The sequence below is a fragment of the Thalassobacillus pellis genome (assembly GCF_016908295.1).
Taxonomy (GTDB): Bacteria; Bacillota; Bacilli; order Bacillales; family Halobacillaceae; genus Thalassobacillus; species Thalassobacillus pellis.
On the sequence record NZ_JAFBDO010000002.1, the window covers coordinates 499,059 to 511,741 of the forward strand.

Sequence of the window (12,683 nt, forward strand, 5' to 3'; positions counted from 1 at the left end):
CTATTTTAGTCCTACCAGATCAGCTGATTCTTCCAGTCGGACAGAAACAAGTTTTGATACGCCTGACTCTTGCATGGTCACACCGTATAATACGTCTGACTCCTCCATCGTCCCTTTTCTATGGGTGATGACGATAAACTGCGTCTTTTCACTGAAAATTTTCAGATAACGGGCAAACCGTTCGACATTCGCTTCATCCAATGCCGCTTCTACTTCATCAAGTACACAGAATGGCACAGGACGAACTCTTAAAATGGAGAACAATAAAGCAATTGCAGTAAGCGCCCTTTCCCCGCCTGATAGAAGCCCAAGGTTCTGAAGTTTTTTTCCAGGAGGCTGAGCCACAATGTCCACGCCTGTCTCCAAAAGATTTTCCGGATCGGTAAGGCATAAATCTGCTTTACCGCCTCCGAAAAGTTCTTTAAATACTTCTCCGAATTCATTTTTGATTTGTGTGAAAGTCTCCTCAAAACGACGATGCATTTCCCCGTCCATTTCCGAAATAACCGAATATAGTGTTTCTTTTGCTTCATTCAAGTCATCCTGCTGATCAGAAAGGAACTCATACCTTTCCTGAATCCGGTCATATTCATCAATAGCTCCAAGGTTGACCGTGCCCAGCTCATCAATAGCCCGCTTGATAAGCTTGACGCGTGTTTTACTGGACTGAATATCTTCAGTCGGAGGGTATTCCTGCTTAGCTCGTTCAAATGTTAAGAAATATTCCTTCTGGAGATAGTCAAGAATGTTTTCCAGTTCTACATCCAATCGATTCACTTTGACTTCTTTGTCCTGAATTTCCTGGACGAAGTGATGGTGGTTACGGTTTTGTTCCTTCAGCTGTCGCTCTTGCTCCTGGATCAAATCCGCTCGTTCGGCCCGCTCGTGTCGCCGCTCCTGGATCAATTCGCTGGTCTTATTCTTTGTAGCTTTTTTAGTGCTGATCTCCTCGGCCAGCTCTTCTTCGGTCTGCTTCGTTGTAACGACATCCATTAATTCTTGGAATCTCTGACGATTTTCTGAGATGGAAGCTTCCAATTCCTCTTTTTGCACTTCATAACCGTTAATCTTCTCCTGAAGGCTTTTCACTTCTGAATCTTGTTCTGCAAGCTTTACTTGTAATTCATAATGACTGGACTTCAGCGTTTCTGCATTTTCTTTCTGTTCTTTTTGGAGTTTTGTCAATTCGTCTATCTGCTTTTGGGTGGCAGAAGCTTGTTCATCAAGGCTGTCAAGTTTCTTTTGCAGTTCGGCATGCCGTTTTTCCAGCTGGTCCCGGTCTCTATCATATTGGGCTTGATCCTGATCATAGAGCTGCAGATGGTCATTGAGATTTTGCAGCTTTACCTCCCACTCTCTAAGGGAAGTTCGCTTTTCCTGTTCCTCATCCTTCCATTGTTCCAGCTCTTTCCGAGTTTGCTTTAAGGTATGCTCCTGTTCCTCCATATCTTTTTTGAGCTTGGCAAGCTTACCTTCTACCTCCAGTGTCTTCTGTTCATAGTCCGCTAGCTTATCCGTAAGCTCCTGCAATTCTTTTTCTCTCGTAAACAGTGACTGATTGGTATTCTTCCTGGCTCCGCCGGACATGGCTCCCCCAGGGTTGACAACATCTCCCTCAAGAGTGACGATCCGGTATCTTCGCTTTAAGACCCTTGCCACTTCATTAGCAGATTTTAAGTTATCTACAATAGCTATGTGTCCCAAAAGGTGTTTCAGCGCTTTTTGATAAATGGGATCAAATGAAACGAGGTCAGCTGCTATACCGACAAAGCCATCCATATCTTTCACACGGGAAATCACTTCATTCGGAATGAACCGCGGCTGAATGGTCTCTAATGGCAGTAAGGTTGCCCGTCCCTTGTTATGCTGCTTTAGCCAGTGGATCGCCTGACGTGCTGCCTGTTCATTCTTTACAATGACATGCTGTGCCTGGGCACCAAGGGCTGTCTCGATCGCTGTCAGATAATCCCTTGGGATATCTGCTACTTCCAGTACCGCCCCTTCTATTCCAGTAAGGGTTCCTTGTTCCCTGGCTTTCAATATTTCTTTTACTCCCTGAAAATAACCGGAAAAATCCTCTTTCATTTCCTCCAGCATTTCTTTTTTGGAATTCACCTTTTCCACATATTGATAACCCTTGTACAAATTGTTCTGCAGCTCTTGATAATACTGCTGATTTTTGCGAAGACTTTTTTCTTGCTCGTCAAATTCCTTTTCTATTTGTACCCTTTTGTCATGAATCAATGCTGCTTCTTTCTCGGCTTCTTCTTTTTGCAAGTGAAGTTGCTCGCGTTCCTTACGCATCCCTTCGAACTTATCGTTCTGGGTGTCCGATTTTGTTTCCAGCTGCTCCAGCTGACGCAATATTGATTGTTTTTCATTACGTTTGGCAGCCTGCTCATTAAGGCACTCAATATAATCACTTTTGAGTTCTTCTACCCGCTCTTCAATATCCTGACTTGCTGTTTCGAGAAGCCCGGAAGTTTTTTTCAGTTCCGCCTTTGTCTTGTTGCGTTTGGTTTTCCATTCTTTTAACTGGTCTTTTTGCTTACTGCAAAGCGTTTCAGTCTGTTTGAGACGATCGGTAAGCTGGGAATACTCCTGTTCAAGCTTATCCCTGTTCTCTTCGAAATGCTTGTGACGTTCTTTCATCAGCTCTTTCCGACCTTCAAGATTCTCGAGTTCCTGTGTTAAAACAAGCAGTGTTTCCTGAAGGTCTTCGATCGATTCATCCAAGGCAGCAATCTGGTCGCGTTCTTCTTCCACAATTGCTTCTTTTTCCTGGATGGCGGCCTTTAGTTCATGTTCCTTCTTCTTCATTGTGTCCAGATGCTTAAGAAGCTCCTGCCACTCTACATTCAATTGTTCAATCTGAGAGACAAGCAGAGAAATCTCAACCAGCTTCAGCTCTTCTTTCTTATCAAGATAGTCTTTGGCAATTGCCGCCTGTTCTTTTAATGGCTCAAGCTGCCCTTCGATTTCATGGATAATATCTTCAACACGGTAAAGATTCTCCTGCGTTTCCGCTAATTTATGCTCTGCTTTTTTCTTCCTTTGTTTATATTTCAATACACCTGCTGCTTCTTCAAAAATAGAACGTCTTTCTTCTGCCTTGGAACTGAGGATTTCTTCGACCTTTCCTTGACTGATTATGGAAAATGCTTCCCTTCCAAGACCAGAGTCCATGAACAGGTCGATAATATCCTTCAGCCGGCAAGGCTGCTTATTGATATAAAAAGCACTTTCACCAGAACGAAAAACACGCCGTGTGACGCTGACTTCCTGGTAATCTATCGGAAGTGCCTCGTCTTCATTATCTAAAGTAAGTGTCACTTCAGCCATGTTCAGTGCACTTCTCGTGTCACTCCCTGCAAAAATTATATCTTCCATCTTGGTTCCTCTGAGTGAACGTGCAGACTGCTCCCCGAGCACCCAGCGGATGGCATCGGTGATATTGCTTTTACCACTACCATTGGGGCCGACTACGGAAGTCACACCAGGTACAAAATCTACTGTCACCCGCTCAGCGAATGACTTGAATCCTACGGTATCTAATTGTTTGAGGAACATCTCCATCCTCCTATGTATCTGACGAAATCTATCAATGCTTTTGAATTTTATCGTGAGAATATTTTGCATTTCAACTGTTTTATTTTATCATAGAATAAGGCAATAGAAGAAGAGCCACTCATCCCATTGTTTTAAGGAGGTATCATCGCTTTGAGTCTGAATGAACCAACCCAAGAAAATTTAGAAACTATCATCAATGATATGGCAGACCGTCTGCAGGTAGTAAACCGTTCCATCATGGATCCCAAAGATTATGATTTGAAAAATTATGATGAGATAAAATCCCTGCACGATATGGTGAAAACGAAAGGACAGCTCAGCGTTTCGGAAACCCAGGCCTTTGTCCAAGAGCTTGGCGCATACCGAAAATAAATACAAAAGCTAAAAGCGCCTTGCTTACCCCCGACCAGCTTAAGCCAAGCCACGTCGTGACGGGCTTTGTCACAGAGAGGATCGGCTTAAGACCTCGAGGGGGTAGGCGCTTGAGCTGGATGAAACAAAAGCTAAAAGCGCCTTGCTCACCCCCGACCAGCTTAAGCCAAGCCTCGTTGTGACGGGCTTTGTCACAGAGAGGATCGGCTTAAGACCTGCATTTTCATAATCTAAAATACAGTGAAAAAAGCCGTGCTGGCATTTGCAGCGCGGCTTTTGCATGTCGGCAATAAAATTAAATATTATTGCTGGCTCTCCTTGAATGTAATTTCAAGCTATTAAGTCCTTTAATCAATGGCACCTATTTTTTTTAATGCCTCTTCAGCAGCTCGTTGCTCGGACTCTTTTTTTGTCCTGCCAATCCCTATGCCAGTTGTTTCCCCCTGTATTCGTACATGGGCAACAAACTCGCGGTTATGTGCGGGGCCGATCTCTTCCACGATTTCATATTCAATGAGCCTGTTTTTCTCCCGCTGGACAACTTCTTGAAGCTGGCTTTTATAATCCATCGCATGAGAAAAAGCACCTTTTTTAATTTTTGGATAGACATACTTTTCCAAAAAAGTAATGACTGCATCAAAGCCCTGATCGAGGTATAATGCCCCGATAAAAGCTTCAAAAACATCCGCAAGTAGGGCTGGTCGGTTTCTGCCGCCGGTCATTTCTTCCCCTTTGCCGAGCTGGATCAATTCGCTGAAATTCAACTCATCCGAAAAGCGGACCAGTGAAATTTCACATACGATTGATGCCCTGAACTTGGTCAGCTCCCCTTCACTCATTTCAGGGAATTGACGGTAAAGGTATTGGGAAACTCCGAGCTCAAGCACAGCGTCACCAAGGAATTCCAGACGTTCATTATCTTCCCGGTCTGTCTTGCGATGCTCATTCACATAAGATGAATGGGTAAATGCCTGCTTCAATAATTCCACATTTTTAAAATGGATATCAACTTTTTCTTGAAAGGTAGAAAAGTCTTCCATCATTCACCCATACCTTTCCAAATGGTAATAGTAATACAGCAAGGGCTGTCCATCACATGGACAGCTCCTTACCCTGCATTATTGGATGCTGTTTATGTAATTCACAGCGTCACCAACAGTATTGATTTTTTCTGCTTCTTCATCAGCGATCTCAGTGTCGAATTCATCTTCAAGCTCCATTACAAGCTCAACAACATCCAATGAATCGGCTTCTAGATCATCTTTGAAGGAAGCCTCCATTGTCACTTTGGATTCATCTACATCTAGACGATCAACAATGATTTGTTTGACGCGATCAAAAGTATCTGCCATAAGACTTCACCTCCCTTCAGCTATTATATTAGATATTGACGTGAAAAACTAGATGATTTCTATATTCTAACCGTCCTGTTGCAAATCAATCATCAAACAGACGAGAAGAACCTATTTTCACATTACCATACCGCCGTCGACATGTAATGTCTGACCGGTCATGTAATTGCCGTCTTCAGAGGCCAAAAATCTCACGACCCGGGCTACATCTTGTGCTTCGCCCAGACGGTTCAATGGAATCATTTTCAGCATTTCTTCCCGTTGTTCCTCAGTAAGCTGGTCGGTCATATCCGTAGTGATAAAACCTGGTGCGACTGCATTGACAAGAATATTACGGGCTGCAAGTTCTTTTGCATTCGATTTCGTCAGACCAATCACCCCTGCTTTGGCTGCAACATAGTTTGCCTGTCCCGGGTTTCCTGTGACCCCTACAATGGAAGCAATGTTGATGATGCGACCACTCTTCTGCTTCATCATTTGCCGTGTGACAGCTTTAGTCGTGAGGAAAACCCCTTTTAAGTTAGTATCAATCACACTATCAAATTCTTCTTCCTTCATACGCATCAATAAATTATCTTTCGTAATACCGGCATTGTTCACGAGGATATCAAGACGACCGAACTCTTCTATCGTCGCTTTGATCATATCTTTGACCTGGGCATCATTAGAAACATCTGCCTGGATTTTGAACGCTCTGCCGCCATTGCTCAGGATTTCGTCGACGACTTCCTGTGCTTTTGATTCACTTCCGGCATAGTTTACGGCGACAGCAGCTCCTTTATCAGCAAGCTCCAAAGCGATTGCCCTGCCAATTCCTCGTGAAGCACCAGTTACGAGTGCTACTTTTTCTGTAAGCATTATGACTCCTCCTTGTACCATTCGATAAATGTCTGAAGCGATTCAGGATCTTGTATATTGAAAGTTTTCATGCGGCGCTTCACTTTTCTGACCAGCCCACTTAAGACTTTCCCCTCACCAACCTCTACAATGGCGTCCAGATCTTCTTCCACAAACTTTTCTAAAATTTCCTGGAAACGCACCGGGGAATACAATTGTTCCACAAGCAGCTCTTTGATTTTATCCTGGTCCTGAACAGGCTCTGCGGTCACGTTAGCATAAACTGGAACTTCCGCATCTTTCAAGTCGGCTTCATTTAACGCAACCGCAAATTCTTCACTAGCCGGTCTCATAAGAGACGAATGAAATGGTCCGCTCACATTCAATGGAAGTACGCGTTTTGCTCCTGCTTCCTTCAACAGTTCAGATGCTTTTTCCACACCTTCCTTTCTGCCTGATATCACAATCTGACCAGGGCAATTGATATTAGCAATATCGACCACTTCTTTTTCATCCATATCATCAAGTACAGTTGAGATTTGTTCTTTATCCAGGCCGAGAACGGCAGCCATCGCCCCTAGACCTGTCGGGAAAGCGTGTTCCATCAACTGGCCGCGCTTTTGTACCAGTCGGGCAGCAGTCAATGGTTCAAGAGCACCGGAAGCAACCAAGGCGCTGTATTCCCCAAGGCTATGTCCTGCTGTCATTACGGGTCTGATGTCTTCCTTTTTAAGCACCTCAAGAATGCTCGCGCTGTTGACCAATAATGCCGGCTGGGCGTTCTCCGTTTTCGTCAGCTCTTCTTGAGGGCCTTCAAACATAAGTCCGGTCAAGGAGATACCTAATTCAGCATCCGCTCTGTCCAAAAGATCTTTTACCTCTGGGTATTCTTCATATAAAGCTTTTCCCATTCCCGCTTCCTGGGACCCTTGTCCGGGAAAAATAAATGCGATTCGTTTCATGACTTCTCCTCCTCTGCAACCTTCATTCCTTTGATAGTTTCTGCTATTTTACCTGTAACATTTTCTTCAACCATATGTGTTGCTTGATTGATAGCATTGTAGATTGCCCTGGCATTGGATGAACCATGGGCTTTAATGACAGGAGCAGCCAGACCGAATAATCCTGCCCCTCCATATTCCGAATAATCAAGTTTATCTTTGAGCTGCCTCATATCATTTTTGACAAGACTTGCTGCAAGCTTTGATTTGAAGCTTGATAAGAAGGTTTCTTTAATCATAGAAAACATGGTCATAGCTGTTCCTTCAATCGACTTCAGCGCAATATTACCGCTGAATCCGTCAGTCACTACGACATCCGCAACCCCCTCGAGTAAATCCCTTGCTTCTACATTACCGATGAATTCTATCGGCGCATTCTGTAACTCCTGAAACGCTTTTTTGGATAATTCACTGCCCTTTCCATCTTCTGTTCCTACATTCAGAAGTCCTACTCGCGGCCGGCTCACTCCTCTTACCTGTTCCACATAGACAGAACCCATAATCGCATATTGAAGAAGGTGTGCAGCTTTGGCATCCACGTTGGCTCCTACATCCAGTAAAAGGAAGCCTTTCCCGTCAATAGTAGGAAGGGTTGGACTTAGCGCCGGACGTTCAATGCCTGGGATACGGCCGACAATAAACAACCCTGCACTCATCAGGGCGCCGGTGTTACCGGCAGATATACAGGCATCCGCCCTGCCTTCTTTTACTTCTTTCGCCATCAGCACCATAGAGGCTTCCTTTTTTCGCCTCACTGCCCTGACCGGTTCGTCTTCACTGGTAATCTTTTCAGTTGTATGTATAATCGTTATATTTTCACTATCATTGATGAGCGGTTTTATCTGTTTTTCATCACCAATTAGGGTGATTTCCAGTTCTTTACTACTGGTTACAGCCTCGACTGCTCCTTTGACAATTTCTTCTGGGGCATGATCGCCGCCCATAGCGTCAATGGCTATCCTCATCAGCGCTCCAGCTCCTTTTCTTCGTTCGAACGGTACATTTCAAAGCTTCCGGAAAATACTTGTTCCATTCCGACATAACTGATTACTTCGACGACTGTGCGTCCTTTGTTGTCATTACCCGTCACCCTTGCTTTGGCAACAACTCTCTCTCCTTTGACAACTTGCCTGGTGAAATGGATTTCGGCTTTTGCAGTCAAGGCAAGCTCATCATTGATTACTGCCACGGCTAGTGAGTTAGCCTGTGCGAATAAATGGTGACCACGAGCAATTGCATTACGGGAAAATACATGCTCCATACCAATATCCATGATCGATATTGCTCGTCTATCCAGTTCCAGATCTACGACTTCCCCAATTACTTCTTCTATCGGAAGGGCCTTTACAGTCTCATTCCATTCATTTCTTGCGACCGATTTGATACGCTCTCTCAGTTCCGGGATAGATAGCTCCATCCGGTCAAGACGGATGGTCTGTATACTGACACCAAAACGTTTCGCCAGTTCTTCATCAGTAATAAAAGGTGCAGCTTCGATCGTTTCCTTCAATTCTTTTTGTCTGGTCACTTTATTCCGCTTCATATCTATTCCACCGTCCGAATTATGACTAGGTACTAATAGTAATATATAATACCACTATGGTCAATGCAAGCAACAGCTGGGATGAGACAAAAGCGGAAGCGCCTTGTTCACCCCCGACAAGCTTAAGACAAGCCTCGCCGTGACGGGCTTTGTCACAGAGAGGATTGTCTTAAGACCTCGAGGGGGTAGGCGCTGCAGCTGGATGAGACAAAAGCGGAAGCGTCTTGTTCACCCCCGACAAGCTTAAGACAAGCCTCGCCGTTTCCATACAAACAAAAAAACGGAACAGGTTGTCGAGAAAGTCTCGACAACCTGATTTTTTTGGGTGTTTTCCCCAAATCCCTGTGTCTTTGTTTGTTATTCCTGAGACAGAAAACCTATAGAAGCGGTGATTTGTTTGTTTCAATCAAGGAAAGGGCTGTATGTCACCTCGGGTCGTGAGGGGTACCGTCATTACACATCATATCCCGCCTGGTGTATGGAATGTCTTCTGCTCGCTCCGTGCACGCAAAATCAAAAGCATTAAAAAACCATCAAGCGCCATGTCTGGGAGGACGACAAAGAACAGGTTCGCTTGAGCCGGCTTTTCAATGAAGGAAAGTGGATCTACCGCATGAGAAAAGAGAAAGTGAAGGAACAGGCGCTGATGACGGCTGTCTGCCAGTACATGAAAAAGATTGCCCTCCATCTAGCTAGGGTGAGTTAGGTGAAGGGGAGTCTTTTTCTGTTTTAAAGAAAATTCAAGGAGCGAGGACCCTTCCACTCCTGCGGAAGAACGAGGGAGGCGAGATCGCCGAGCGTGGGTTTCGCGAGGAAGCTCGGGCGCTCGTCCGCGGAAAGGGAAGGGTCCTTCGCTCCTGGCGTTAAGAAAAAAACTTGCGGAAAGAACAAGGGCTTCTCCACAAGCTGCGGAAGAATCATTCTTCCGCGTGTAATAATTAATAATGCTGTTTTTCTTTAATTTTTAAGGATGGGCTATCTTGCCGCTTTTCCTCAAACAGATGACAAGCTACATAATGATTCTCTTCAATTTCCTGCCAGGCTGGCGTTTTCTCTGCACAGACGTCCATTGCAGCTGGACACCTGGTCCGAAATACACAGCCGCTTGGCGGATTTATTGGACTTGGAAGCTCACCTGTGAGGATTGTTCGTTCACGTTTCTCCTCTATATCTGGGTCAGGAATTGGGATCGCAGATAGCAACGCTTTGGTATATGGATGCTTCGGGTTGCTGTACAACTCTGGACTGCTGGTCAACTCGACCATGTGTCCCAAATACATCACACCGATCCGGTCTGAGATATGCTGCACCATCGATAAGTCGTGTGCAATGAATAAATAAGTCAGTCCCTTCTCCTCCTGAAGCATATCCAGTAAATTCACTACCTGTGCCTGAACAGACACATCAAGCGCAGAAATCGGCTCATCCGCAATGATAAACTCCGGATCAAGAGCAAGCGCTCTTGCAATACCAATCCTCTGCCGCTGTCCACCGCTGAATTCGTGTGGATACCTGTTGGCATGGTCTCTGTTCAGGCCAACTTCCTCAAGAAGGTGGTAGACTTTTTCCAGCCGTTCTCGTTTATTTTTATATAACCCATGGACAATCATGGGCTCAGAAATGATTTCACTAACCGTCGACCTCGGATTGAGGGAAGCGTAAGGATCCTGAAAAATCATCTGGATTTGACTGTACAGAGAAAACCTGCCCTTTTCATCAAGTTTATGGACATCCTTTCCTTGATAAATGACTTTACCATCCGTCCGGTTATACAACCCCATAATTGTTCTTCCGATGGTGGATTTACCGCAGCCGGATTCTCCGACCAGTCCAAATGTCTCTCCCTTAAAAATGGTAAAGGTAACACCATTAACTGCTTTTAGACTTTTATTTTTTCCAAGGTCGAAATGTTTTTTCAGATCTTTGATTTGCAACAAGACTCGTTCGCTCATGCTGGCTCCTCCGTATCATGCCAATACCTCCTGGCATTACATAATTCTTTTTCATATACCGTACCGTCCAGAGTAAGAATTTCTATGTTTTTCCCAGTATGAGGAGAGTGCAGCATTTTTCCTTGGCCGTAATAGATACCAACATGGTGTAGTTTTCCTTTTCCTTCTTCATAAGCAAAGAAAAGCAGATCCCCAGGCATAAGGAGGTCGAAAGGTATCTCCTGTCCCTGTTTAGCCTGATCGCCTGCATCACGGGGAATCTGGTAACCTGCAGCTTTATGCATGCTATAGCTGAAACCCGAACAGTCATACCCGAAGGCACTCAATCCTCCCCAAAGATAGGGAAGTCCCACAAACCCTTTTCCGATTTTGATGATATTTTCTCCATTTTCCTTCGGTCTGCCAAGAGAAACGGGATGTACGTCTGCATCCTCCCATGGGAGATACGCAGTCCCGTGAGGTGATAACACATGGATATGCGTGTCGTCCTTACCCTGAACAGGCAGTTCAGTCAAATAACTTAAATCAGTTATTTTCGTTCCTTTTTCATTCAACAGATGTGTGATTTTGCTGGTTACCACGGCTGTTTTGTCTTTGTTCCACATTTCTGTGTCAATCTGCTGAAGCTGACAGGATGGAATCCAACCTGGATAACCCTCTTTGTTTTTACTTGATGGCTGAGAGGGTATCACAACCTCTGCCCACTCTCCGGATGTATTTATTACCACTACTCTTTCCCCATAAAGGACTTGTGTCTGTATTAAATTGTCATCACATAAGGAACTGCGCTCCGAGGTGGTCATTCCTTTGAGCCATTTTTCTATATTCACCGGGTTTTTAAGGCTTGGTTCGTCCAATACCCTCTTTGGTCCTGGCGATGTCCAAACGGTGGCTACACTGACATTGACGATATATTCTTTCGGCATATAATTTCCTTCCCCCCTACTGTCTACCTGGCTGTTCTGGCGAAGAATTTCTCCTTCACTTTATTTATACCAAGTCCTGGCGCATCTGAAAAAGTGATCTTTTTACCCTGATAATGAATTCCGCCTGTAAGGACATCTTCCTGAAGCATCAGTGGTGCATCAAAATCGATGCGGGTCACATTTTTTTCACTGGCAGCAAAATGGGCGGCTGCTGTCAGTCCAAGCTTGGTTTCGATCATACTTCCGACCATGCATTCGACCCCATAGCTTTCAGCAAGATGGCACAATTTCCTGGCATGGTGGATACCGCCTGTTTTCATGAGTTTAATATTAATCAGATCTGCACTGTTCGTTTCCAAAACTTTTCTCGCATCATGTACAGAAAAAACACTTTCATCTGCCATAATCAGTGTATCCACATGTTCCGTGACAAATTTGAGACCTGAGAGATCGTGCGCTGCAACTGGTTGTTCGACCAGTTCTATATTAAAATCCGATTCTTCCATTCTTCTGATGACGGAAACCGCTTCTTTTGGTTTCCAACCCTGATTAGCATCAAGCCGCAGCAGAATTTTGTCCCCAACGGCTGTCCTTACAGCCTGCACACGCTTGAAATCAGTTTGGATATCAGCGTTACCAACTTTTATCTTTAAAGTATCAAAACCTGCGTCCTTATATCTGATTGCATCCGCTGCCATTTCTTCAGGAGAATTGACACCAACCGTATAATCGGTTTCCATTACGTGTCGGTATCCTCCAAGAAATTGAAAAAGCGGCATGCTGCAATATTGAGCAAGACAGTCATGGATAGCCATATCAACCGCTGCCTTAGCACTTGTATTTCTTACTAACGCCTTTTCTACCATCTCGAACAAAGCATTCCGATCGTATAAAGATTGACCAAGAAGCAGTGGTTTGATTACTTTCTCAATAGAATAAGATATGCTTTCTAACGTTTCCCCGGTGATGACGTGGGTCGGCGGTGCTTCTCCCCATCCTCTAATATCTTTTCCGCAATGGATTTCAACAAAAATGGAAGTTGCGGTAGTGACAGTCCGTAATGCTGTCTTGAAAGGTGTATGCAAAGGTACTTCCACAAGATAAGTTTTTATATCGGTTATGTTCAATAT

Annotated in this window: 11 protein-coding genes and 1 pseudogene; 2 read left to right on the forward strand and 10 right to left on the reverse strand. The window is 44.5% G+C overall.

Annotated elements, in window-relative coordinates; all coding sequences use genetic code 11:
• Entirely contained in the window at positions 1-3,570 is a 3,570-nt protein-coding gene (smc, locus tag JOC33_RS08325; RefSeq protein WP_205092032.1) for a chromosome segregation protein SMC, read from the reverse strand.
• Between the two features lie 150 nt (positions 3,571-3,720).
• On the opposite strand from smc, the gene JOC33_RS08330 reads away from it, so the two are divergent.
• Entirely contained in the window at positions 3,721-3,942 is a 222-nt protein-coding gene (locus JOC33_RS08330) for a DUF1128 domain-containing protein (RefSeq protein WP_205092033.1), read from the forward strand.
• A gap of 347 nt (positions 3,943-4,289) precedes the next feature.
• On the opposite strand, the gene rnc is transcribed toward JOC33_RS08330, so the two are convergent.
• The 6 genes from rnc to fapR form a co-directional block, all read right to left on the reverse strand.
• Entirely contained in the window at positions 4,290-4,982 is a 693-nt protein-coding gene (gene rnc / locus JOC33_RS08335; RefSeq protein WP_205092469.1) for a ribonuclease III, read from the reverse strand.
• A gap of 78 nt (positions 4,983-5,060) precedes the next feature.
• Positions 5,061-5,294, reverse strand: coding sequence for an acyl carrier protein (acpP, locus tag JOC33_RS08340; RefSeq protein ID WP_062445806.1), 234 nt, complete (start codon positions 5,292-5,294; stop codon positions 5,061-5,063).
• 117 nt (positions 5,295-5,411) lie between these two features.
• Positions 5,412-6,152: a 3-oxoacyl-[acyl-carrier-protein] reductase gene (gene fabG / locus JOC33_RS08345; protein WP_205092034.1), complete on the reverse strand. Its 741-nt coding sequence runs from the start codon at positions 6,150-6,152 to the stop codon at positions 5,412-5,414.
• Positions 6,152-7,093, reverse strand: coding sequence for an ACP S-malonyltransferase (fabD, locus tag JOC33_RS08350; RefSeq protein ID WP_205092035.1), 942 nt, complete (start codon positions 7,091-7,093; stop codon positions 6,152-6,154). The genes fabG and fabD overlap by 1 nt, the downstream gene beginning before the upstream one ends.
• On the reverse strand, positions 7,090-8,097 hold the full coding sequence (gene plsX / locus JOC33_RS08355) for a phosphate acyltransferase PlsX (protein ID WP_205092036.1): 1,008 nt from the start codon (positions 8,095-8,097) through the stop codon (positions 7,090-7,092). Before plsX ends, fabD begins: the two co-directional genes overlap by 4 nt.
• Positions 8,097-8,675: a transcription factor FapR gene (gene fapR, locus JOC33_RS08360; RefSeq protein WP_205092037.1), complete on the reverse strand. Its 579-nt coding sequence runs from the start codon at positions 8,673-8,675 to the stop codon at positions 8,097-8,099. Before fapR ends, plsX begins: the two co-directional genes overlap by 1 nt.
• 538 nt (positions 8,676-9,213) lie before the next feature.
• Between fapR and JOC33_RS20760 the strand changes: the two are divergent.
• Positions 9,214-9,381, forward strand: a pseudogene (locus tag JOC33_RS20760) (IS5/IS1182 family transposase); the annotation flags it as partial.
• 232 nt (positions 9,382-9,613) lie between these two features.
• On the opposite strand, the gene JOC33_RS08370 reads toward JOC33_RS20760, so the two are convergent.
• From JOC33_RS08370 to JOC33_RS08380, 3 genes are read right to left on the reverse strand one after another with little or no spacing between them, the layout of a single operon-like run.
• On the reverse strand, positions 9,614-10,627 hold the full coding sequence (locus JOC33_RS08370) for an ABC transporter ATP-binding protein (protein WP_205092039.1): 1,014 nt from the start codon (positions 10,625-10,627) through the stop codon (positions 9,614-9,616).
• Complete coding sequence (locus tag JOC33_RS08375; RefSeq protein WP_205092040.1) at positions 10,624-11,553, reverse strand: C40 family peptidase; 930 nt, start codon at positions 11,551-11,553, stop codon at positions 10,624-10,626. Before JOC33_RS08375 ends, JOC33_RS08370 begins: the two co-directional genes overlap by 4 nt.
• A gap of 23 nt (positions 11,554-11,576) precedes the next feature.
• Positions 11,577-12,680: a dipeptide epimerase gene (locus JOC33_RS08380; RefSeq protein ID WP_205092470.1), complete on the reverse strand. Its 1,104-nt coding sequence runs from the start codon at positions 12,678-12,680 to the stop codon at positions 11,577-11,579.
• Positions 12,681-12,683 lie beyond the last annotated feature (3 nt).

Excerpts from the sequence above, each read along its gene's own strand:
- plsX (WP_205092036.1), bottom strand. The coding sequence starts at position 8,097 with ATGAGGATAGCCATTGACGCTATGGGCGGCGATCATGCCCCAGAAGAA.
- JOC33_RS08370 (WP_205092039.1), bottom strand. The coding sequence starts at position 10,627 with ATGAGCGAACGAGTCTTGTTGCAAATCAAAGATCTGAAAAAACATTTC.
- rnc (WP_205092469.1), bottom strand. The coding sequence starts at position 4,982 with ATGGAAGACTTTTCTACCTTTCAAGAAAAAGTTGATATCCATTTTAAA.
- fapR (WP_205092037.1), bottom strand. The coding sequence starts at position 8,675 with ATGAAGCGGAATAAAGTGACCAGACAAAAAGAATTGAAGGAAACGATC.
- fabD (WP_205092035.1), bottom strand. The coding sequence starts at position 7,093 with ATGAAACGAATCGCATTTATTTTTCCCGGACAAGGGTCCCAGGAAGCG.
- JOC33_RS08375 (WP_205092040.1), bottom strand. The coding sequence starts at position 11,553 with ATGCCGAAAGAATATATCGTCAATGTCAGTGTAGCCACCGTTTGGACA.
- fabG (WP_205092034.1), bottom strand. The coding sequence starts at position 6,152 with ATGCTTACAGAAAAAGTAGCACTCGTAACTGGTGCTTCACGAGGAATT.
- acpP (WP_062445806.1), bottom strand. The coding sequence starts at position 5,294 with ATGGCAGATACTTTTGATCGCGTCAAACAAATCATTGTTGATCGTCTA.
- smc (WP_205092032.1), bottom strand. The coding sequence starts at position 3,570 with ATGTTCCTCAAACAATTAGATACCGTAGGATTCAAGTCATTCGCTGAG.